14 protein-coding genes are annotated in these 22,297 nt (G+C 66.6%); 8 read left to right on the forward strand and 6 right to left on the reverse strand.

The annotated features are described in order from the left end of the window. The first annotated feature begins 12 nt into the window (after window positions 1-12). The gene (locus ACCD07_RS13965; RefSeq protein WP_413447673.1) at window positions 13-1,524 is read left to right on the forward strand and encodes a tryptophan halogenase family protein; all 1,512 of its coding nucleotides are present in this window, start codon (window positions 13-15) and stop codon (window positions 1,522-1,524) included. Between the two features lie 183 nt (window positions 1,525-1,707). Continuing rightward, on the forward strand, window positions 1,708-4,851 hold the full coding sequence (gene pulA, locus ACCD07_RS13970) for a pullulanase-type alpha-1,6-glucosidase (protein WP_413447674.1): 3,144 nt from the start codon (window positions 1,708-1,710) through the stop codon (window positions 4,849-4,851). Window positions 4,852-4,902: 51 nt separating this feature from the next. Here the strand turns inward: pulA and ACCD07_RS13975 are convergent, their stop codons facing one another. Further along, on the reverse strand, window positions 4,903-6,660 hold the full coding sequence (locus ACCD07_RS13975; protein ID WP_413447675.1) for a hypothetical protein: 1,758 nt from the start codon (window positions 6,658-6,660) through the stop codon (window positions 4,903-4,905). Between the two features lie 184 nt (window positions 6,661-6,844). Between ACCD07_RS13975 and ACCD07_RS13980 the strand changes: the two genes are divergently transcribed. Together ACCD07_RS13980 and ACCD07_RS13985 are read left to right on the forward strand one after the other, a co-directional pair. Continuing rightward, window positions 6,845-7,132, forward strand: coding sequence for a PsiF family protein (locus ACCD07_RS13980; protein WP_176655422.1), 288 nt, complete (start codon window positions 6,845-6,847; stop codon window positions 7,130-7,132). Window positions 7,133-7,339: 207 nt separating this feature from the next. Beyond that, a complete protein-coding gene (locus ACCD07_RS13985; RefSeq protein ID WP_413447676.1) occupies window positions 7,340-9,778 on the forward strand; it encodes a chemotaxis protein CheW in 2,439 nt (812 codons plus the stop codon). Here the strand turns inward: ACCD07_RS13985 and ACCD07_RS13990 are convergent, their stop codons facing one another. Beyond that, window positions 9,779-11,080 (reverse strand): MFS transporter, encoded by a 1,302-nt coding sequence (locus ACCD07_RS13990; RefSeq protein ID WP_413447677.1) that lies wholly within the window; start codon window positions 11,078-11,080, stop codon window positions 9,779-9,781. It lies immediately after the preceding gene. Between the two features lie 189 nt (window positions 11,081-11,269). On the opposite strand from ACCD07_RS13990, the gene ACCD07_RS13995 reads away from it, so the two are divergent. The 3 genes from ACCD07_RS13995 (at window position 11,270) to ACCD07_RS14005 (ending at window position 15,860) form a co-directional block, all read left to right on the forward strand. Then, complete coding sequence (locus ACCD07_RS13995; RefSeq protein ID WP_176655419.1) at window positions 11,270-11,902, forward strand: GIN domain-containing protein; 633 nt, start codon at window positions 11,270-11,272, stop codon at window positions 11,900-11,902. A gap of 90 nt (window positions 11,903-11,992) precedes the next feature. Beyond that, complete coding sequence (locus ACCD07_RS14000) at window positions 11,993-14,320, forward strand: putative bifunctional diguanylate cyclase/phosphodiesterase (protein WP_413447678.1); 2,328 nt, start codon at window positions 11,993-11,995, stop codon at window positions 14,318-14,320. 40 nt (window positions 14,321-14,360) lie between these two features. Then, the gene (locus ACCD07_RS14005; RefSeq protein WP_176655417.1) at window positions 14,361-15,860 is read left to right on the forward strand and encodes a methyl-accepting chemotaxis protein; all 1,500 of its coding nucleotides are present in this window, start codon (window positions 14,361-14,363) and stop codon (window positions 15,858-15,860) included. Here the strand turns inward: ACCD07_RS14005 and ACCD07_RS14010 are convergent. Then, window positions 15,825-17,333, reverse strand: coding sequence for a flavin-containing monooxygenase (locus tag ACCD07_RS14010; RefSeq protein ID WP_413447679.1), 1,509 nt, complete (start codon window positions 17,331-17,333; stop codon window positions 15,825-15,827). The two genes, ACCD07_RS14005 and ACCD07_RS14010, sit on opposite strands and share 36 nt — an antisense overlap. A gap of 45 nt (window positions 17,334-17,378) precedes the next feature. Beyond that, window positions 17,379-18,257 (reverse strand): head GIN domain-containing protein, encoded by an 879-nt coding sequence (locus ACCD07_RS14015; protein WP_413447680.1) that lies wholly within the window; start codon window positions 18,255-18,257, stop codon window positions 17,379-17,381. 127 nt (window positions 18,258-18,384) lie between these two features. On the opposite strand from ACCD07_RS14015, the gene ACCD07_RS14020 reads away from it, so the two are divergent. Then, window positions 18,385-18,750 carry a nucleotide pyrophosphohydrolase gene (locus ACCD07_RS14020; protein ID WP_413447681.1) on the forward strand — a complete coding sequence of 122 codons (366 nt, stop codon included), beginning with the start codon at window positions 18,385-18,387 and terminating at the stop codon, window positions 18,748-18,750. Here ACCD07_RS14020 and ACCD07_RS14025 read toward each other — a convergent pair. Then, a complete protein-coding gene (locus ACCD07_RS14025) occupies window positions 18,747-19,670 on the reverse strand; it encodes an alpha/beta hydrolase family protein (RefSeq protein ID WP_413447682.1) in 924 nt (307 codons plus the stop codon). The genes ACCD07_RS14020 and ACCD07_RS14025 overlap by 4 nt on opposite strands. A 135-nt stretch (window positions 19,671-19,805) precedes the next feature. Continuing rightward, window positions 19,806-22,265, reverse strand: a complete 2,460-nt coding sequence (locus tag ACCD07_RS14030; RefSeq protein WP_413447683.1) for a TonB-dependent receptor plug domain-containing protein — start codon at window positions 22,263-22,265, stop codon at window positions 19,806-19,808. Window positions 22,266-22,297 lie beyond the last annotated feature (32 nt).

The raw sequence follows: 22,297 nt of genomic DNA on the forward strand, positions 1-22,297 counted from the left end.
AGGAACCAATCCATGCGTGACCCGAACAATCGCCAACCCGTGCGCCGCGTCGTCATCTGCGGCGGCGGCACCGCCGGCTGGATGGCCGCCGCCGGCATCTCCAAGGTGCTGGGCAAGCTGCTCGACATCAAACTGATCGAATCCGACGAGATCGGCACGGTCGGCGTCGGCGAGGCCACCATCCCGACCTTGATGAACTTCCACAACCTGCTTGAACTCAACGAGCAGGAATTCATGGCCGAGACCCAGGCCACCTTCAAGCTGGGCATCGGCTTCGAAAGCTGGCGCGACGTCAAGCAGGACTATATCCACTCCTTCGGCACCACCGGCACCGACCACTGGACGGCCGGCTTCCAGCATTTCTGGCACAAGGGCGTCGAGCGCGGCCTGGCCGGCGACTACGGCGACTACTGCCTGGAGCTGAAGGCCTCGCTGGAAAGCCGCTTTGCCCACCTGCCCAACCAAGGCATGAACTACGCCTACCACCTCGATGCCGGCCGCTACGCCAAATACCTGCGCCGCTTCAGCGAACCGAAGGGCGTGCAGCGCATCGAAGGCAAGATCGTGCGCTACACCAGGCACGCGGACAGCGGCGACGTGCGCTCGGTGGTGCTGGAATCGGGCCAGGAAATCGAAGGCGACCTGTTCGTCGACTGCACCGGCTTCCGCGGCATGCTGATCGGCGAGGCCATGGAAGAGCCGCTGGAGGACTGGTCGCGCTGGCTGTTCTGCGACCGCGCCATCGCCGTGCAGACCGAGTCGGTGGGCGACGCCATACCGCTGACGCGCTCGATGGCGCACCAGGCCGGCTGGCAGTGGCGCATTCCGCTGCAACACCGCGTGGGCAACGGCATCGTGTATTCCAGCCGCTACCTCGACGACGAGACGGCCATGAAGCAGTTGCTGGGCAATGTGGCCGGCAAGACCCTGATCACGCCGCGCGTGATCAAGTTCAAGCCTTGCCAGCGCCGCCAGACGTGGAAGGGCAACGTGGTGGCCGTCGGCCTGGCCAGCGGCTTCCTGGAGCCGATCGAGTCGACCAGCATCCACCTGATCCAGCGCGCCGTGATCCGGCTGATGCAGACCTTCCCGGCCGACGGCATCAGCCAGCACGACATCGACGAGTTCAACAACCAGTGCAACAGCGAGATCGACCACATCCGCGACTTCATCATCCTGCACTACCACGTCAACAACCGCACCGACTCGCAGTTCTGGATCGACGCGCGCGAGATGAGCATCCCGGCCTCGCTGCAGCACCGCATCGACCTGTTCCGCGAGACGGGCCGCGTGTTCCGCATCTCGAACGAGCTGTTCGCGGAGAACTCGTGGATCCAGGTGATGCTGGGCCAGGGCATCATGCCGCGCACCCACCACCAGACCGCCGACCTGATGAGCGACCAGGAGCTCAAGGGCTTCCTCGGCAGCATCAAGTCCGCCGTCGACCGCACGGTGGTGCAGCTGCCGACCCACGAAGCCTACGTGCAGCGCTATTGCGGGCGCTCTGAAGGCAAGGCCGCCTGACCGCTCGCAACAGCGGCAAGAGCAGAACGCCACCTCCGGGTGGCGTTTTTTTTTGCCTGTGCACGCCACGCAACACCCGATTGAAATATTTGTCTTTGCGCTATTTTTTAAGTAGTAATATTACAAATCCATCCATCCCGCAGAGGATAGGAGGTTAATACCTATAAAACACAGGAGACGAGCATGGAATTACGCTGTAGTTTAGTTTCACACCTGAAAGTCATGGCTGCCGCCGGCATGCTGGCGGCCCTCGCCGCCTGTGGCGGCGGCGACACCCAGGGCGGCGCCGCGGCACCGGCCGCCAAACTGCTCGGCGGCCGCGTCGTCATGGCCGCCGCCGCGGCCACCCCGGTCGCCGCCGGCAGCATCCGCATGCACTACCACCGCGCCCAGAACGACGCCAGCCAGTGGGGCGTGTATTCGTGGGACGGCCCGGTCAATCCGAGCCCGGCCTGGATCAGCGGCCGCTTCATGATGACCCAGAGCGACGACTTCGGCGGCTACGTCGACATCCCCGTCGACACGGCCAAGTCGGCGATCTGGTTCCTGGTCACCGACGGCAGCGGCAACAAGAATTGCGGCAACGACCAGTCGGCCGGCTTCAACGCCAACATCGGCAGCGCCGGCCAGGAAGTGTGGATGCTGGAAGCGGACTGCACCGTCTACAGCACGCAGCCGGCCCTCACCTTCGGCAACCTGAACAACGCCAGCGCGCACTGGCTGGCCGCCGACACGCTGGCCTGGCCGGGCGTGCCCGCCGGCGGCGCCAGCTACAAGCTGTACTACGCGGCCAACGGCGGCCTCGGCTCCGGCGTGGCCGGCGTCAGCGGCGCCGACGGCAGCATCGCGCTGACCGCCGCCGCCCTGCCGGCCGCGCTGCGGCAAAAGTATCCGCACTTGGCCGGCGCCACCGCGCTGACCATGTCCGCCGCGGACGCGGCCGGCATCGCGGCCAAGGCCAGCGGCCAGTTCGCCGTGGCCCAGTTCGACGCCACCGGCAAGCTGCTGCAGGTGACGTCGCTGCAGATGAGCGGCATGCTCGACAGCGTGTTTGCCGGCGCCGCCGCCAACACCACGCTGGGCGTCAGCTTCGAGCGCAACGGCGCGCCGACCTTCCGCGTGTGGGCGCCCACCGCCAAGTCCGTCAGCCTCAACCTGTATCCGGACGCCACCAGCGCCAGCACCGTCACCCGCGCGATGACCAGGAACGCCGCCAGCGGCGTGTGGAGCTACACCGCGCCGGACGCGAGCTGGGTCAACCTCTACTACTACACCTACAACGTGCAGGTGCTGTCGCGCTGGGCCGGCAACACGCTGGTGAGCAACACGGTGACCGATCCCTATTCGCTGAGCCTGAACGCCAACAGCCAGCGCAGCTTCGTCGCCAACCTCGACAGCCGCGCGCTGAAGCCGGACGGCTGGGACCACCATTCGGTGCCGCGCCTCGACAGCCCGACCGACATCGCCCTGTACGAACTGCACATCCGCGATTTCAGCGTCGGCGACGCCACCGTGCCGGCCGCGCACCGCGGCAAATACCTGGCCTTCACCGACGAGCGCTCGAACGGCATGCGCCACCTGCGCGCCATGCAGCAGTCCGGCCTGACCCACGTCCACCTGCTGCCGACCTTCGACATCGCCAGCGTCAACGAGGCCGGCTGCACCACGCCGGTGATCCCCAACGCCGCCGCCAACGCGCCCGACCAGCAGGCGGCGGTGGAAGCGGCGCGCGGCACCGACTGCTTCAACTGGGGCTACGATCCGGTGCACTACACGGCGCCGGAAGGCAGCTACTCGTCCAACGCCAACGACGGCGCGGTGCGCGTGCGCGAGTTCCGCGCCATGGTGCAGGGCCTGCATGAACAAGGCCTGCGCGTGACGATGGACGTGGTCTACAACCACACCAGCGCCTCGCAGCAGGGACCGCTGTCGGTGCTGGACAAGATCGTGCCGACCTACTACTACCGCCTCAACGCGGGCGGCGGCATCACCAACGACAGCTGCTGCGCCGACACCGCGGCGGAGAACGCCATGATGGCCAAGCTGATGATCGATTCCGTCAGCACCTGGGCGCGCGACTACCAGGTCGACAGCTTCCGCTTCGACATCATGGGCTTCACGCCGCTGGCGGTGATGAAGCAGCTGCAGGCTGCCGTCAACAAGGCGGCCGGCCGCGACATCTACCTGTACGGCGAAGCGTGGAACTTCGGCGCCGTCGGCAACGACGCCCGCTTCGTGCAGGCGCGCCAGGCCAATATGTACGGCAGCGGCATCGGCTCGTTCAACGACCGCCTGCGCGACACCATACGCGGCGGCGGCTGCTGCGACAGCGGCGCGGCCTTGATCAGCCAGCAGGGCTTCATCAACGGCGCGTTCTACGATCCGAACACGCAATCGACGCAAACGAAGGACGACCTGCTGCGCCTGGGCGACCTGGTCAAGGTGGGCCTGTCCGGCACCCTGCGCGACTACAGCTTCACCGACCGCACCGGCACCTTGCGCAAGAACTCGGAGATCGATTATTTCGGCCAGCAAGCCGGCTTCACCGCCCAGCCTTCGGAGACCATCAACTACATCGAGGCGCACGACAACCAGACCTTGTTCGACCTGAACGCCTACAAGCTGCCGCAAGCGACCAGCCTGGCCGACCGCGTGCGCGTGCAGAACCTGGGCGCGGCGATCAACGTGCTGGCGCAGGGGATACCGTTCATCCACGCCGGCCAGGAAATCCTGCGCTCGAAGTCGATGGACCGCGACAGCTACGACGCCGGCGACTGGTTCAACAAGCTTGATTACAGCTACCAGTCGAACAATTTCGGCGTCGGCCTGCCGCTGGCGGCGGTCAACCAGGACAACTGGCCGCTGATGTCGCCGATTTTGGCCAACGCGCTGATCAAGCCGGACAGCGCCGCCATCGTCAGCGCGCGCGACACCATGAACGACCTGCTGGCGATCCGCCAGGACAGCTCGCTGTTCCGCCTGCGCACGGCGAAGGACGTGTCGGATCGGCTGCGCTTCCACAACACCGGGCCGCAGCAGGTGCCTGGCCTGATCGTCATGAGCATCGACGGCCAGCATCCGCAGCGCTACGCCGGCGCGAAGTACCAGTCGGTGGTCGCGCTGTTCAACGTCGACAAGGTGGCCAAGACGATCGCCGTGCCTGAACTGGCGGGCCGCAAGCTGAAGGTGCACAAGGTCCAGCGCAAGTCGGAGAGCGACACGCTGGCCCGCACCGCCACCTACGCCAGCGCCACCGGCAGCTTCACGATCCCGCCGCGCACGACGGTCGTATTCGTCGAGAAAGGCTCGCACGAGGACGACGACTAAAGCAAAAAAACGCCAGCCCGAGGGCTGGCGTTTTTCACTGGGCAGTCACTCTCAGGTTCCGATGGCACCACGTATGCTATCGCTGGTCAATGCAGCACCGAGCAAGGCCTTGCTGGATATCGAACCGCTCGCCCCTATTGTCGTTATGCCCGGCACCGTGTAGCTGGAAGTGGCGAGCGCCTCCAGATCCAGCAGTTGCGTGTCGGATGGTTGAGTGATCGAGCTGGGCAAGGCAAACGGTACGTTGGAGACCGTGTTGCCATGCAAATCCAGCACGGGCAACGCACTTCCGTCATAGGTTCCAATGAGGAAGACCGCCTGACGGCCAGCGAAGCCGCCTGCCCGGATCACATTGCCTCGAGCCTTTAATGCATAGCGTGGATCGGCTACGTCGATACGCCACGCAATAACGCCGTCGGAAGAGCTGGCCGCACCGGGCGATGCATAGGTATTGCGGCCCGTTTGCGAATAAATGGTATTGCCATCGAAAACGAGATTGGTCGTCTTCGCATTGCCCTGGTCAGTCACCATCAAGGCGCGGTCGCAATGCAGCAGATTGCCGACAAAGCTGTTGGACTTTCCACTGTTATCCTGCAGCGCGGTACGGCAGTTGATGACGATGTTATTCTGAATCAGACATTTGTCGCTGTTGATCTCGCAGTAAATGCCGGCGCCGTCATAAGGGTGATCGCCGATTCCGTTTGCATAGGTGTCGACAAAATTGCGCCGCACGACGGTACCGTTGATGGCCGCCGAGGTAGTAGGCCGCTCCTGGAGATAGACCGCGCCGGCGGACGTGCAGCACTTGCCGCCATCGACGAACCAATTATCTTCAATCACGCAATCGCGGGAATTGTTCCCGAGTTGTACGCCAGCCGTTGCATAGTGCTGCAACGAGCAATCATGGACATTCACCTGCACGGTATAAGCGTGGTTGTCGGCGTAGGTTCCCATCAGGCCGGTCACGTTCACGCCGTGGCAGTTGCGCAGTTCGAAGCCGGTGATGTTCGAGCCGATGACGTCATACGAACCGATCGACACCAGATGGGGAGTCTCCTCGAAATCGATGTTCTCAATCGTGACGTAGGAGCCGCAACGCAGCATGAGCAAGCAGCCGAAATCGTCGCCGGCGATCGTGACGCCGTTGTAGTAGGTGGTAGGATTCACGCCCTCTGGCGCGTAGATGTAAATACGGTGATTGACCTGGTCGGAGACATAGCGGTAAGGCGCGGTCAGCGCCGCGTAGTCCTGGTTATAGGTATAGGAGACGCCCCAGCTGTCGTCATTGAAACGCACATAGGCGTAGTTGAACTTGCGGCCATGTGGGTGAGCAAAGTACCAGGCGGCGCGGCTGGCATCCCATACCCAGTCGGTGGCGGCCGGCTTGAACCGGTAGCGGATCTTGGGCAAGGTGTCGGGAACCCCGCCAGGATCGTAGTTGGTCAAATAAATGCGCGAAGACGCCGTGCCATTCACGTTTCGGAAGACTACGGCATCCGTCAATTCAAACACGGACCCGTTCGCCAGTGCGATGACGGCGCCGGGATTCAAGGTCTTGGAAGCCGCCATGGACAGGGTCTTTAGGGCGGACGCCATCGTGGTGCCGGCCCACTTGTCGTCGCCATGAATCGCATCGACATAGATCGTCGGTGCGGGTGCCACCGGTCGGGTTGTCGGCCGCAATGGCGCCTGCAGTTGCCAGTATTGTGCGGGAGTGAGGCCGCCGGAACTCTGTGCGTAAACCTGCGGAAAACGCGCCATCAGTGCGGATAAAACGGAGAATTTGAGTACGTCCCTGCGGGAAGTCATATGTGCTCCAGAATAAAGGGGGAGCCTCATTCTACACACTTGCCAAATAATAATTTTATTTTAGTAACGAAAAGACTCTTCACCTTTGACAAAGAATGGCCGGCCGTTGCCAAGTCAGTTATAGTAATCATGTGGCAAGCAGCCATGCCGCGCCTACCGTCATTCGACTTCCGAGGAATTGAAAATGAAAAAACTGTTCGTTGCCAGTCTGATCCTGTCCCTGAGTGGCGCCGTGTTTGCCGCCGAGCCGACCGCCCAGCAGAGCAAGATGAAAACCTGTAATGCCGACGCCACCGGCAAGAAAGGCGATGAGCGCAAAGCCTTCATGAAGGAATGCCTGAGCGCCAAGGCCGAAGCACCGGCGCCGAAGGTGACCCAGCAGGAGAAGATGAAAAAATGTAATGCCGACGCCACCGGCAAAAAAGGCGATGAGCGCAAGGCCTTCATGAAGGAATGCCTGAGCAACAAATAAGCCCCAGCAGCCGCCGCCAACGCCATCCCTGTGATGGCGTTTTTTATTGGCGTCGAGTATTTCCCATGGCACATTAATTGCTTTAAATATATTCTTTGTGATTAACTCAAGGTGATGATCCCTAACCAAGAAGCCAGCTCGGACGTCTTCCTACCCCATATGTCCGATGTTGCCCGTTGCGAGCTGTCGCTGCGGGAATTGAATCAGATGTGGAGACTTATCGAGTCCTCCGCGAAGATGAACTGCCCCGCCGAAGCCCGCCTGCTGCTGCCGGCCATGGTGGCCACCCGCACCGGATTCGCGCACCTGGAACGTGCGCTGGTGGCCAATCTGGTGCAGGAAAAGGTGCGCCACGTGCTGGCCAACCTGGGCACCCAGGCGCGCTACGCGATCGACATCCTGGTGCGCAACCTGTACGAGCGTACCGCCGATGTCGGCTTTCTCGCCACCGACGTCGACCTGTGCCGCTTTGTCGCCGGCCTCGATGGCGACCAGGCCCAGGCCAGCCAACGCCTGTCCAGCTATCGCGACAAGTACACCGTCTACGACCAGATCCTGCTGCTGGACCTGGAAGGCCGCGTGCTGGTGCAGGCCGATCCCGCGATTCCGGTCGCTCGCAGCCACGATCCTCTGCTGGCGCAGACGCTGGAGGCGCCCGGCTACGTCGAAACCTTCCGCGCCACCGATCTGCGTCCCGGCAAGCCGCGCGCGCTGGTGTATTCGCACCGCATGCTGCACCCGGAGACCGGCGAGCCTGCCGGCGTGCTGTGCCTGTGCTTCAATTTCGAGCAGGAGATGGAGGCCATCTTCGACGCCTACCGCGATCCCTCGCAGCGCGCCAACATGCTGCTGCTCGACGCGCAGGACCGCGTCATCGCCAGCGCCGATCCCCTGTGGATACCGGCCGGCGTCAAGGTCCCGACCAATGAGCAAGGCGCGCCGCAGCCGCTGATGTTCGGCGGCCGCGAATACCTGGTGCGCACCTTCGGCTCCGCCGGCTACCAGGGCTATCCCGGCCCGGCCGGCTGGAAAGGCCAGCTGATGATACCGCTGGAGCTGGCGTTCCACAGCCACGGCGGCAACGCGCTGGCCGACGTGCCGCCGCAGCTGATCCAGGGCCTGCTGTCGCATGCCGAGAGTTTCAGCCCCACGCTGCACGAGTTGATGAGCGCCGTCACGCGCACCACCCGCACCATCGAGCGCATCGTCTGGAACGGCAAGGTCACCAGCGCCGCCAGCGGCGGCGATGGCGGCGGCGCCGGCAAACTCAATACGGTGCTGGACCAGATCACCGAAACCGGCGAACGCAGCGACGAACTGTTCTCGCATTCGATCCAGGACCTGTACCAGACCGTGCTCTCCGCCAGCCTGAGCGAGGCGGAACTGACCTCGCAGCTGCTGGTCGACATGCTGGACCGTAACTTGTACGAGCGCGCCAATGACTGCCGCTGGTGGGCCTTGACGGCGCAGCTGCGGCGCGGCCTGGCGCAGCCGTCGGCGGCGCAGACCGCCGCCATGGGCCAGGTGCTGGCCTACATCAACAGCCTGTACACCGTGTATGCGCGGCTGTTCGTCTACGACCGCAACGGCCGCATCGTCGCCAGCACCGGCAGCCAGGACGCCATTGGCACCGTCATCGACGGCGCCACGCTGGGCCGCGTGTGCGCGCTGCGCGGCGAACTGGATCACTATCCGCAGCCGTTCGCGCCGTCGGCGCTGTATGGCGGCGAACCGGCCTTCGTCTACCACGCGGCGATCCGCCATCCGGACCAGCCGGCGACAGTGGTCGGCGGCATCGGCATCGTGTTCGACACCGGGCCGGAGCTGCACAATATGTTGCTCAGCGGCGTGGCGGCGCGCGCCAACATGCAAGCCTTCTTCGTCACGCCCGGCGGCCGCGTGCTGGCCGGCAGCGACCCGGCCTGCGCGCCGGGCAGCCAGCTCGATCTCGATCCATCGCTGTTGGCGGCGGCCGACGCCAACGCCGGCGCCAGCGTCTCGCGCATCATGGCGCACAACGGCCAGTACGTGATCGCCGCCTGCACCCGGGCGGCGGGCTACCGCGAATTCCGCGCCGCCGACGGCGTCGAGGAACCGGTGCTGGCGGTGCTGCTGGAATCGTTCGGCCCGGTGCGCGACGGCCAGCAGGCCGCGCCCGCGGCGCGCATCGAGCGCCGCGGCGACACCGGCCCGGACTTCGCCATCTTCTACGCCGGCGGCACGCTGATGGCGCTGGCGGCCGCGCGGATACAGGAGGCGGTGCCGTTCGCCAGGGTGCAGCGGACCAGCAGCGGCGGCCATCCGGCCCGCGTCGGCATGCTCGATGTGCCGCTGGCCGGCGGCGAAAAGCACTTTGTCTGGGTGTTCGACCTGGCGCTGCTGGTCAGCGGCCGGCCCGGCGCCGTCACCGGCGACAGCCAGGTGATGCTGGCGCGCCTGGGCGGCAGCACCATCGGCCTGATGGTCGACGATCTGCATTCGGTGCAGCGCTTCGACGAAGCAGACATGACCGGATCGCCGCTGGGCTCGGGCGACGCCTCGCTGGCGCCGCGCCTGATCAAGGCCAACCAGGGCGACCTGCTGATACAGGAGATCGATATCGAGCGGCTGTTCGCGCGCCTGCGGACAGGCGCGCAGGCCGGCTAGCTAGGCGGTGGCGCCGGCGGCATGCCGCTGCTGGCGCTGCTGCCGGCGGTACAGCAGCAGCGTGGCGCACAGGCCGCAGACGGCGGCAAACGTCAGCCACCAGCCGGGCGCGCTCTTGTCGCCGGTATATTCGATCAGGCCGGTGGCGATGGCCGGCGTGAAGCCGCCGAACACCGCCGTCGCCAGGCTGTAGGCCAGCGAGAAGCCGACCGTGCGCACCTCCACCGGCATCACCTCGGTCAGCGCCACCACCATCGCGCCGTTGTAGCTGGCGTACAGGAAGGACAGCCACAGCTCCACGCCCAGCATGCGGCCGAAGCTGGGCGACTGCACCAGCCAGTGCAGCGCCGGATAGGCGGTGAAGATGGCCAGCACGGTAAAGCAGATCAGCAGCGGACGGCGGCCGACGCGGTCCGACAGCGAGCCCATCACCGGCAGCCAGAAGAAGTTGGAGACGCCGACGAACAAGGTCACCATCAGCGCGTCGCTGGTGCTCAGGTGCAGCACGTTCTTGCCGAAGGTCGGCGTGTAGACGGTGATCAGGTAGAACGACACGGTGGTCATCGCCACCAGCATCATGCCGGAGATGACCAGCGCCCAGTTGTTGAGCATGGACTGGAAGATCTCCTTCAGTTCCGGCCGGTGCTTGCGCGCCTTGAATTCCTCGGTCTCCTGCAGCGAGCGGCGGATCACGAACAGCACCGGCACGATCAGGCAGCCGACGAAGAACGGGATGCGCCAGCCCCAGGCGCCCACCTCGGCCGGCGACAGCCACTGGTTCAGCGCATAGCCCAGCGCCGCGGCGGCGACGATGGCCACCTGCTGGCTGGCCGACTGCCAGCTGACGTAGAAGCCCTTGCGTCCCGGCGTGGCCATCTCGGCCAGGTACACCGACACGCCGCCCAGCTCGACGCCCGCCGAAAAGCCCTGCAGCAGGCGGCCGGTCAGCACCAGCGCCGGCGCCAGGTAGCCGATGCTGGCGAAGCCGGGCACGCAGGCGATCAGCAAGGTGCCCAGCGCCATCAGCGCCAGGGTGACGATCAGACCCTGGCGGCGGCCGACGCGGTCGACGTAGGCGCCGAGGATGATCGCGCCCAGCGGCCGCATCAAGAAGCCGGCGCCGAAGGTCATGAAGGTCATCATCAGCGAGGCCACTTCGTCGCCGCTGGGGAAGAAGGCCTTGGCGATGGCGTTGGCGTAAAAGCCGAACAGGAAGAAGTCGAACATCTCCATGAAGTTGCCGCTGACGACGCGGAACACGGTGCTGAAGCGGGACTGGCGGGGCTGGCTGGCGGTGGTCATGATGAACTCTGCGGAGAAAACAGTGCGTCGATGATACGCCGCTTTCCTTTCATTTGCCCTTCAGCGAGAACGTAGCCCCCGCGCAACACAACCCCGGATTTTTGCAGTTCGTCGCAAACTTGTCGGCAGCCGCGGCCAAGTTCAGTAAAATCAATCTTGTCAAATTTGATAACTCAACAAGGAATCGCCATGCGCCGTACCGTTGCCGCCACACTGACCGCCACCCTGTTTGCGCTGAGCGCCTCCGCGCTGGCCGCCGAATCGACCCGCGCCGTGCCGTCGTTCATCGCCGTCAACGCCAAGGGCGCCTTCGCCATGACGGTGGAAGTGGGCAAGACGCAGTCGGTGCTCGTCAGCGGCGACGACAAGTTCGTCGGCTCGCTGAAGACCGAGGTGGTCGACAACGAACTGCTGATCACCATGCCGGAGAAGATCAACCACTCCAGCAAGAGCGATCCGCGCATCACCATCACGGTGCCGTCGCTGAGCCGGGTCAAGGTCGAAGGCGCCGGCGAGACCATCATCAACAACGTCAAGACCGACCGCCTCGACATCGGCTACCTGGGCGCCGGCCATCTGGTCGCCAACGGCAAGGTCAAGTACCTGCGCATCAACGCCAAGGGCGTCGGCGAGGTCGATACCAAGTCGCTAGTTGCCGAGCGGGTCGACGTCAACTTCGAGGGCGTGGGCCACGTCAGCGTGCACGCCACCGACCTGCTGAACGCGGTGGCCAAGGGCATGGGCGAGCTCGACTACTACGGCCATCCGAAGACCGTCAACAAGTCCGTGGCCGGCATCGGCAGCGTCAACGCCAGGGACTAAACTGCCCTGCTGACACAGCCTGCGATTGCGGTTACTATCAGATAAACAACAGATAGCAACCAACCGCAACGCACTCCGGAGGCTGCAACGGTGGCTGTGCCGAACGACATCGCGCACTGGCGCGCGCAAATCTTTGCGAAGCTGCTGCTGGTGGTGTTCCTGCTCGGATCAGCCACCGCCATTCCCAGCGTGCTGCTGGCTGCCAGCGAGGGCCTGTGGTCGATCGTCGTCATCGACATCGTCGCGCTGGCCTGGCTGGCCGCCATCTGGCGCCTGCGGCGCATCGCCTACACCGTCCGCGTCGTCAACTTCCTGGCCGTCGCCTTCATCGTCGGCATCGCCCTGCTGCTCAAGGTCGGGCCGGTCAGCCAGATCTACCTGATGGCCATCCCGGTGCTGGCCGCGCTGCTGCTGGGCCTGCGCCCCGCGCTGTGGACGCTGGCGCTGGCCGGGCTGGCGGTGATGGTGCTGGGCTTCGAGGAAAACTCCACGCTGCACATCGCCGGCATGCCCGACCACGGCTTCCTCAAGGCCGCCATCATCACGCTCAACTTCCTGTTCATGACCTCGGTGCTGACCCTGTCCTGCGCCGTGCTGCTGCAGCACCTGGCGCGCTCGCTCGATGAATTGAGCAACACCGCCGGCGCGCTGGAACGGCGGCAGGCGCAGCTGTCGGCGCTGAACGCCGAGCTGCGCCTGACCTCGGCCGCCGTCTCGCGCCTGAACGACATGGTGATGATCGCCGAGGTGGGCCGCGACGACGGCACCGCCGCCGGCGAGCAGCACATCATCTTCGTCAACGAAGCCTTCGAGCGCCGCACCGGCTACCGCCGCGACGAGGTGCTCGGCTGCAGCCTGCGCATGCTGCGCGGGCCGGACACCGAAGCGGAGGCGGTCGCGCGCATCGAGCGGGCCATGGCGCGCAGCGAGACGGTGCGCGCCGAGCTGCTGAACTACACCAAGGGCGGCGAGCCGTACTGGGTGGAGACGGAGCTGGTGCCGTTCGCCGGCGAGGGCGGCGTCAACACGCACTGGGTGGCGGTCGAGCGCGACATCACGGAGCGCAAGAAATCGCAGGACGACATCCACCGCCTGGCCTTCTTCGACGTGCTGACCGGCCTGCCCAACCGCCGCCTGCTGATGGACCGCATCGACAAGCTGCTGGCCAGCTCCGAGCGCGGCGCCACCTTCAGCGCCGTGATGTTCATCGACCTGGACCGCTTCAAGACCATCAACGACGCGCGCGGCCACGCCACCGGCGACGCCCTGCTGCGCAACGCGGCGGCGCGCCTGGACCAGCTGATGCGCAAGGCCGACACCGTGGCCCGCATCGGCGGCGACGAATTCGTCGTGCTGCTGGCCCACCTGTCGGACGACCTGCCCGGCGCCACCCGCGCGGCGCGGGCCGTGGCTGAAAAAATCCGCGCCGCCATCGGCCGCGAATTCGAGATCGAAGGCCAGAGCTACAACTCCACCGCCAGCATCGGCGTGACCATGCTGCCGAAAAGCGGCCCGCAGTTTCCAGCCCAAACCGCGCACGACCTGCTGCGCGAGGCCGACACCGCGATGTACCGCGCCAAGTCGGAAGGCCGCAACGGCATCGCCTTCTTCGAGACCGCGATGCAGGCCGAGGTCGAACGGCGGCTGACCATGGAGCGCGACCTGGCGGCGGCGCTGGCGGCCGGCGGGCTGCAGATGCACGTGCAGGCCCAGGTCGACCGCGACGGCCGCGCCGTCGGCGGCGAGCTGCTGATGCGCTGGCAGCGGGCCGGCGGCGTCATGGTGCCGCCCAGTGTGTTCATCCCGGTGGCCGAGGAGTCGGGGCTGATCGTCGAACTGGGCGCGTGGGCGCTGCGCCAGGCCTGCGAGGCGGTGCTGGCGCTGCAGCGGGCCGGCCTGGCGATGCCGCTGTCGGTCAACGTCAGCCCGACGCAGTTCCGCCAGGCCGATTTCGTCGAGATGGTGCAGCGCACGCTGGCCGAGACGGGCGTGCCGGCGGAGCTGCTGGTGCTGGAGGTGACCGAGGGCCTGCTGATCGACAAGATGGACGACACCGTCGCCCGCATGCACCGGCTGGCGGCGCTCGGCCTGCGCTTTTCCATCGACGATTTCGGCACCGGCTATTCCAGCCTGGCCTACCTGAAAAAAATGCCGCTGTATGAGCTGAAGATAGACCGCAGCTTCATCATGGACACGCCCGAAGACGCCAACAGCCGCGCGCTGGTTCAGTCCATCCTGGCGATGGCCGGCCACCTGGGCCTGCGGGTGGTGGCCGAGGGCGTGGAGACGCAGGCCCAGGCCGACTTCCTGATCGCCCACGCCTGCAACTGCATGCAGGGCTATCTGTACGCGCGGCCGATGCCGCTGGCGGCGCTGATCGAACGATTGCAAGGCAACACGGCCGTGGCTGCCGCATAAGCCACTCACCACCACCACTCACTCATGGGGGAGTAAGCAAATGAAACTGAGCGTAGTACAAAAAATGACCGCACTGGGCGGCGCAGCGCTGGCCGGCATCGCGCTGCTGGCGGGCCTGAGCCAGTACCAGATGAACGAAGTCTACGAGGCCGCCAATTTCTCGACCGTCAATACGGTGCCCAGCCTGGTGGTGCTCGACAAGCTGCGCGACAGCTTCCTGCGCATGCGCGTCCGCGTCAGCCAGCACGTGCTCAACACCGACGAAAAGAAACTGGCGGAAATCGACGGCCAGGTCGCCGACATGCGCAAGGGCGTCGACGAGAACCTGAAAAAATACGAGGCGCTGCTGGCCGACGACAAGGACAAGGCGATCCTGGCGCGCGAGAGGGAATCCTGGGCCAAGGTGCAGCCGCAGATCGAGGCGGTGCTGGTCGAGTCGCGCCTCAACCACAACGACAAGGCGCGCGTGCTGCTCGAGCAGGCGCGCCCGGAAATCCAGCTGATGCAGGCGGCCATCGACAGCCACTTCGACTACAACGTCGACCTGGGCAAACAGGGCGCCGACGCGGCGGTGGCGCTGAAGCAGAAGGCGATGCGCAGCTCCATCATCATCTCGGTCTGCACGCTGGTGGTGGTGGCGCTGATCGCCGTGTTCATCACGCGCGTGCTGCTGCGCCAGCTGGGCGGCGAACCGGATTACGCTGCCGATATCGTCAACCGCGTGGCCTCCGGCGACCTGACGGTGCAGGTGCGCATCAAGCAGGGCGACACCAGCAGCCTGCTGGCGGCGATGAACACCATGGTCGGCAACCTGTCGCGCGTGGTCAGCGAGGTCAATGACGGCGCCGAGGCGCTGGCCAGCGCCTCGGAGGAAGTCAGCGCCACCGCGCAGTCGCTGTCGCAGGGCGCCAGCGAGCAGGCGGCGGCGGCCGAGGAATCGAGCGCCGCCATCGAGCAGATGTCGGCCTCGATCGCGCAGAACACGGAGAACGCCAAGGTCACCGACGGCATGGCCGGCAAGGCCGCGCAGGAAGCGGGCGAAGGCGGCGAGGCGGTGCGCTCGACGGTGGTGGCGATGCGCGAAATCGCCAAGAAGATCGGCATCATCGACGACATCGCCTACCAGACCAACCTGCTGGCGCTGAACGCGGCGATCGAGGCGGCGCGCGCCGGCGAGCATGGCAAGGGCTTCGCCGTGGTGGCGGCCGAGGTGCGCAAGCTGGCCGAGCGCAGCCAGGTGGCGGCGCAGGAGATCGAGCAGGTGGCCAGCGGCAGCGTCAACCTGGCCGAGAAGGCCGGCGCGCTGCTCGACACCATGCTGCCGAACATCAAGCGCACGTCGGACCTGGTGCAGGAGATCACGGCCGCGTCGGAGGAACAATCGACCGGCGCGGGCCAGATCAATTCCGCCATGAGCCAGTTGAGCCAGACCACCCAGATGAACGCCTCCAGCTCCGAACAGCTGGCCGCCACCGCCGAGGAGATGAGCGGCCAGGCCGAACAGCTACAGAGCTCGATGTCCTTCTTCAAGGTGCGCTGACGTGGCCAGGTAGGCCGGCGCGTCGAAGCGGCGCGTGATGCGCCGGTACTCGAAGGTGAAGCCCGGCCACAGCGCGCTGTTCCTGCCGCCGCTGGCGAGATACCAGCTGCGGCAGCCGGAGGCCCACGCCGTGCCCTTGAAGCGCGCCTGCAGCCGCTGGTTGTATTGGCGGCACACGTCGTCGCGCACCTCCAGCGCGCGCCAGCCCGCGCGCCGCCGCGCCAGCACCGCCTCGACGGCGTAGCGCACGCCCGATTCGATCATGTAGATCATCGAGTTGTGGCCCAGCCCCGTATTGGGGCCGGCGATCATGTACATATTGGGGAAGCCGGGCACGGTGGCGCCCTTGTAGGCGGCCAGCCCGCCGCGCGCGGCGTCGGCCAGCAGCGCGCCGCCGCGCCCGCGCACCGCCACCGCGCCCAGCGCATGCTCGACATCGAAACCGGTGGCGAAGATGATGGCGTCCACGGCGCGCTCGACGCCGTCGGCGCCGGCGATGCCGCGCGGCCGCACCGCGGCGATGCCGCAGGTGTGCAGGCCGACGTTGGCGCGCGCCAGCGCCGGATAGTAGTCGTTCGACAGCAGCATGCGCTTGCACCCCGGCCGGTAGGACGGCGCCAGCCTGGCGCGCAGCGCCGCGTCGTGCGGCAGCTGCCTGCGCAGGTGGCGGCGTCCCAGCCGCGCCGCCACGCCGGCCAGCCACGACGGTCCGGCAAAGACCAGGTAGCGCGACTCGTACTGCACATAGGTCAGCAGGCGATACAGCTTGCGCAGCGGCGGCAGGCGCCGCAGCAGCCAGCGCTCGGCGGCCGTGATGGCGCGGTCGGGGCGCGGCAACACCCATGGCGCGGTGCGCTGGTACAGGTCCAGCTGCGCCACCAGCGGCGCGATCTCCGGCACGAACTGGATCGCGCTGGCGCCGGTGCCGATCACAGCCACCCGCTTGCCGCGCAGGTCGTAGCCATGGTCCCACCGCGCCGAGTGGAACACCTTGCCGGCAAAGCTGTCCAGGCCCGGCAGGGCCGGCAGCGCGGCGCGCGACAGGCCGCCGGTGGCCAGCACCAGGTTGCGCGCGCTCAGTTCTCCGTGCGCGGTGCGCAGGCGCCAGCGGCCGCGCGCCTCGTCGTAGTCGGCCGCCAGCAGGCCGTGGCCCAGCCGCAAATGCGGCGCCAGACGGTAGCGGCGGACGATGTCTTCCGCATAGGCCAGCAGCTCCGGCTGGCGCGGAAACTTGCGCGACCAGTCGGCGTTCTGCGCGAACGAGAAGGAATACAGATGGCTGGGGATGTCGCAGGCGGCGCCCGGGTAGCTGTTGACGCGCCAGGTGCCGCCGAACTCGACGTTCTGCTCGAGGATGACGAAGTCGGCGATGCCCCGCTCCCTGAGCTTGATGCCCATGCAGAGGCCGGCGTAGCCGCTGCCGACTATCGCCACTTCGACGGCGGCGCCGTGGTCCGATTGATCGCTGTCCATCGGCCCACTTTACAAGCCGGGCCCTCCAGCGTCAACCGGCCGGGTTTATTGCATCACGCTGACGCGCTTGCCGCTGACGCTGCGCTGCGACGGGTTGCCGTACACGGTGACGTGGCCGGAGCCGGTGCTGTCGGCCACCAGCGACTGGCTGACCGTGGCCGACACGCTGCCCGAGCCGTGGGTGCTCAGTTCCGCGCTCTGGCTGGTCAGGCCGGCCAGGTCGGCGCTGCCCGAGCCGTACAGGCGCACGTTCATGGTCCGCACGTTGCCGCTGGCGTTGACGCCGCCGGAGCCGTGCAGGTCCAGGCTCAGCGAGTCGCCGCGCAGCCGGCCCAGGTCCAGCCGGCCGGAGCCGTTCAGGCTGGCGACGGCCGAACCGATTTCCAGGCCGGCCGCGTTGACGCTGCCGGAACCGTTCAGGCGCGCCTCCAGCTGGCTGACCGCGCCGGCCAGTTGCACCTGGCGCGAACCGTTCTGGTTCAGGTTCAGCGCGCCGCCATTCAGGCCGCTGACCGCCAGCCGCCCGGAACCGTTGGAGCTGATCTGGCGCAGCTGCGGCGTGGTGTAGATCACCCGCAGCGGATTGCTGGAGCGGATGTTGCCCTCGACCCATACCCGCAGCGTGCCGCCGCTGGCGTCGGTCTTCAGCATCGGCAGCAGGTTGCTGTCGCCCTCGACCTGCAGCGACGGGGCGGAACCGACGCGCACTTCGACCTGCATCGGGCCGTTGATGTCGAGGCCGTCCGTGTTGCCGGCCTCGCGGCGCTCCACGGCGGCGACGCCGTTGCCCTCGACGGCGTTGCCGCCCCACGAGGTGTAGCGCGCGTTGCCGTTGCCGTCGTCCGGGACGACGATGACGGCGCAGCCGGCGAGCGTGGCGATGGCGAAGGCGGAGGTGACGGCGATGGCGATAACGGTGCGCATGATGGGAGGTCCCCGAAGTTATAGTGGGGCCACTGTAGCCGCCGGCGTCGGCGGGCGCCGGGCCGATGCGACAAACGGCAGAAAAACGGGGATGAAACGTCGAATCAGCGGTGCTACCATAGCGTCCATGACGACCTCCGCCCGCCCCGACAGCCTGACCGAATTGCGCGACCTGACCCGCCAGTTCTCCCGCGACCGCGACTGGGAGCAATTCCATACGCCGAAGAACCTGGCGATGGCGCTGTCGGTGGAGGTGGCCGAGCTGGCCGAGCATTTCCAGTGGCTGCAGACCGGGGCCGACGTAGAACTGGACGACGCCAAGCGCACAGGCATCCGCCACGAGCTGGCGGACGTGCTGCTGTACCTGGTGCAGCTGGCCGACAAGACCGGCGTCGACCTGCGCGCCGCCGCGCTGGAAAAGATGGCGCTCAACGCGGCCAAGTACCCGGCCGCGCAAGTGCGCGGCGACGCCCGCAAATACACCGAATACTAAGTTCCAGCCAGGTTCTGGCGCGGCGCCATCCCCAGCGCCTTGCGGATCTCCACCGACACGATGGCCCACGACGGCGACGTCGCCGCCACCTCGTCGTAGTGGCTGCCGCCCGGCAGCAGCACCACTTCCGCCGCGTCGCCGGCCGCCCGCGCGCGGCGCGCGTAGTCGTGGCCCGCCCGCGGCGGCGAGACGGTGTCGAACTCGCCGTGGATCAGCACCGTGCGCACGCCCGACGGCAGCATCTCCATCGGCGAGGTGTCGGCAAAGACGTCGGGCCGCGCGGCGCTCGGCGTGCCGGCCAGCTGCACCATGTCGCGGTCGCAGCTGGTCTTGATCAGCCGTTCCTCGTTGCGCAGGTCGGCCAGGCCGCCCAGGCTGATCACCACCGGCACCGGCAGCGGATCGGCCACGTACAGCGGGCTGGCGCGCGGCAGGCGCGCGCGCGACGCCGCCCATTGCGCCAGGTGGCCGCCGGCCGAATGGCCGACCAGCGCCACCCGCCGCAGGTCGAGCCGGTGCGCCGGCGCCACCGCGCGCAGGCGGTCCATCGCCGTGGCGACGTCCAGATACATGCCCGGATAGCCGCCGCCCTCTTCGTCGAAGCGGCGGTATTCGACGTTCCATACCGCGATGCCCTGCCTGATCAAATCGCCGGCCATGTTGCGCATCTGCGTGATGCCGCCGAACTCCCTGGTCCAGCAGCCGCCGTGGATGATCACCGCGACCGGGAACGGGCCGTCGCCGGCCGGCTGGAACAGTTCCGCAAACTGCGACGGCGCCGCGCCGTAGGCCACGTGCAGGCTGGGCGCGGGGCCGGTCAGCGCCAGGTAGTCCTGCAGGGTCATCGGCGCTGCCGAGGCCGCGCCCACGCCGCCGGCGACGGCCGCCGCCATCAGGCTCCCGCCCATTTTTTTCAGCATATTTTGTGCTCTCCCATGAAGCTGGTCGAACCAGACCGGCCAGAGACGAATGCTACACGCAAAGACCGGATCAAGACAAACGCCGAAAAAAAAGGCCATCCCGCAGGATGGCCTTGGCGCCGGGCCGCTACAGGCTTAGAACTTGTAGTTGGCGCGGGCGTAGTAGTAGCCGCCGTTGATGCCGAACGGCGAGAACGAAGGCAGTATCGTCACCGCCGCGTTGTCGCCGGCCGCGCGCTGGTCGGCCAGCAGCGCCGGGTTCACGCCGTTCGGATACTGGTTGAACAGGTTGTTGGCGCCGACCGCCAGCGACCATGCGGGACTGATCTTGTAACCCACTTCCAGGTCGGTGATGGCCCTGGCCGAGATCTCGGTCTTGTGATAGACCGAGCCGTCCTCGCTGCCGTACTCCGACGACTTGCCGTAGATCGCCTCGCGCAGGTTGACGGTCCAGTTGCCGATCTTCCACAGCGCGCCCAGGTTGACGCGCACTTTGGGCGACGCGGTTTCCAGGTCCGAGATCGCGGTCTTGTCGAGCAGCGTCTGCGGCAGCAGCTGGGTCGGCGCCTGGTTGATCTTGGTCACCTCAACCTTGTTGTAGTTGGCCGCGATGCTCCAGTCCACCTTGCCGGCGGTGCCGTAGTTCTCGTTCAGCGTGGTGACGAATTCGAAGCCGCGGCTGCGGGTGTCGACCGCGTTGGAGAAGATGTTGATGCCGGTCTGGCTGACGGCGCTGTCGAGCACATTGCCGTTGGCCTTGATCGCCGCCACCACGGCCGGCGAATTGGTGCCGCCGCCCGAGCCGTACAGCGCGCCGGAGCCGACGATGCGGTCGCGGATCTTGATCTGGTAGGCGTCGAAGGTGATGGCCAGGTTGCTGGCCGGGTTCAGCACCAGGCCCAGGCTGAAGTTGGTCGAACGCTCGGGCTTCAGGCCGTCCACGCCGACCAGCTTGGCGCCGGCCGAATTCGGCGCCAGCTGCACGAAGGCGGTGGTCGGACCGACGTTGGTGGCCGAGTAGTATTCCTCGGCCAGGGTCGGCGCGCGGAAGCCGTTGGAGAAGGTGCCGCGCACCGCCGCCGCCGGCGTGATGTCGTAGCGGGTGGTCAGCTTGCCGACCTTGGCGTTGCCGAAGTCGCTGAAGTGCTCGTAGCGCGCGGCGAAGTCCAGCGTCAGGTCGGTGATCGGGTTGCCGGCCAGGTCGATGTAGGCCGCCTCGTTGGTGCGGCGGTGGCTGCCGGCGTCGGTCAGCGAGAAGCCCGGATACGACTGCGAGCCTTCCTTGTAGCGCGAGGCAGGGTCGCCCGCTTCGATCTCGTACTTGTCGATGCGGTGCTCGATACCGCCGGCCACGTTCAGCGGCTTGGCCCAGCCGACGTTGAACTCGCGGCTGGCTTCGAGGGTCGTGGTCAGCTGGCTGGCGATGAAGGCGCCGGCGCTGAACACGGTCGGCGAGGCGCCGGTGTCGTTGAACAGCGAGACGTTGCCCGAGTCGGCCACGCCGATCTTGCTGGTGTCCTTGCCGTAGGTGGTGCTCAGGTCCATGTTCCAGCCGCCGACCAGGCCCTTGATGCCGGCCGTCAGCGCGTAGTCGTCCTGCTTCATGGTTTCTTTCGGCGAGAAGCCGGTCGGATAGATCTTGGGCAGGCGGTTCGGCAGACGGTAGTTCTCGTAGGCGCGCGCTTCCTTGCGGCCGTAGGTGGCGATCGCGTACACCTGGCTGTCAGGCGTGAGGTCGTAGCCGAAGTTCGCCGCCAGCACGTTCAGGTGGTACTGCGCGTCGCCCGAGATGTGGTTGACGTGCGGGTAGCCCGGCTCCTGGAACATGCCCGGGTAGGCCGCCATGTTGGCCGGATTGACGACGCGCGGGTCGATGCCGCCACGGTCGCTGTAGCCGTGGTATTTCGATTCGGCGGTCAGGCTCAGGAAGGCGTCCTTGAACGGCTCGACGCCGACGTTGGCCGAGGCGTCGCCGGTGCGGCCGCCGCCGTCGACGTAGCCGCCGCCGGTGGCGCTGGCGGTGCCGCCGTGGTTGTTCGACTTCAGGATGATGTTGATCACGCCGGCGATGGCGTCGGAGCCATACTGGGCGGCCGCGCCGTCCTGCAGCACCTCGATGTGGTCGATCGCCGATACCGGAATGTAGTTCAGGTCGGCCGCTGCGCCGCCCTGGTATGGTCCGCCCAGCACGGCCAGGTTGGCGGTGCCGTGGCGGCGTTTGCCGTTGATCAGGACCAGCGTGTTGTTCGGGCTCAGACCGCGCAGGCGGGCCGACAAGGTCAGGTTGGCGGTGTCGCCGCCGAAGGCTTGCGCCGTGAACGACGGCAGGTTCTGCGCCAGCGCCTGGATCAGGTCCGGCTGGCCGGTGCGCTGCAGCGAGGCGGCATCGAGTACCTGGATCGGCGAGGCGCTGTTCTCCACCTTGATGCCGCTGGAGCGGGTGCCGGTGACGATCACCGCGCCGGCCGAGGTGGCGTTGGCGGCATCGGCCGGGACGGCAGCATCATCGGCGGCGGCGTTGGCGGCGAACGCGGCGCCGAACGACAGGGTGGACAGCACGGCTGCGACGCCGATCTTGAGTGTGGCCTTATGCATATTTAATCCCCATTGAATAAAAAAGAAAGTAA

The organism is Duganella sp. Dugasp56 (genome assembly GCF_047304105.1).
GTDB classification, from domain to species: Bacteria; Pseudomonadota; Gammaproteobacteria; order Burkholderiales; family Burkholderiaceae_D; genus Rugamonas; species Rugamonas hordei.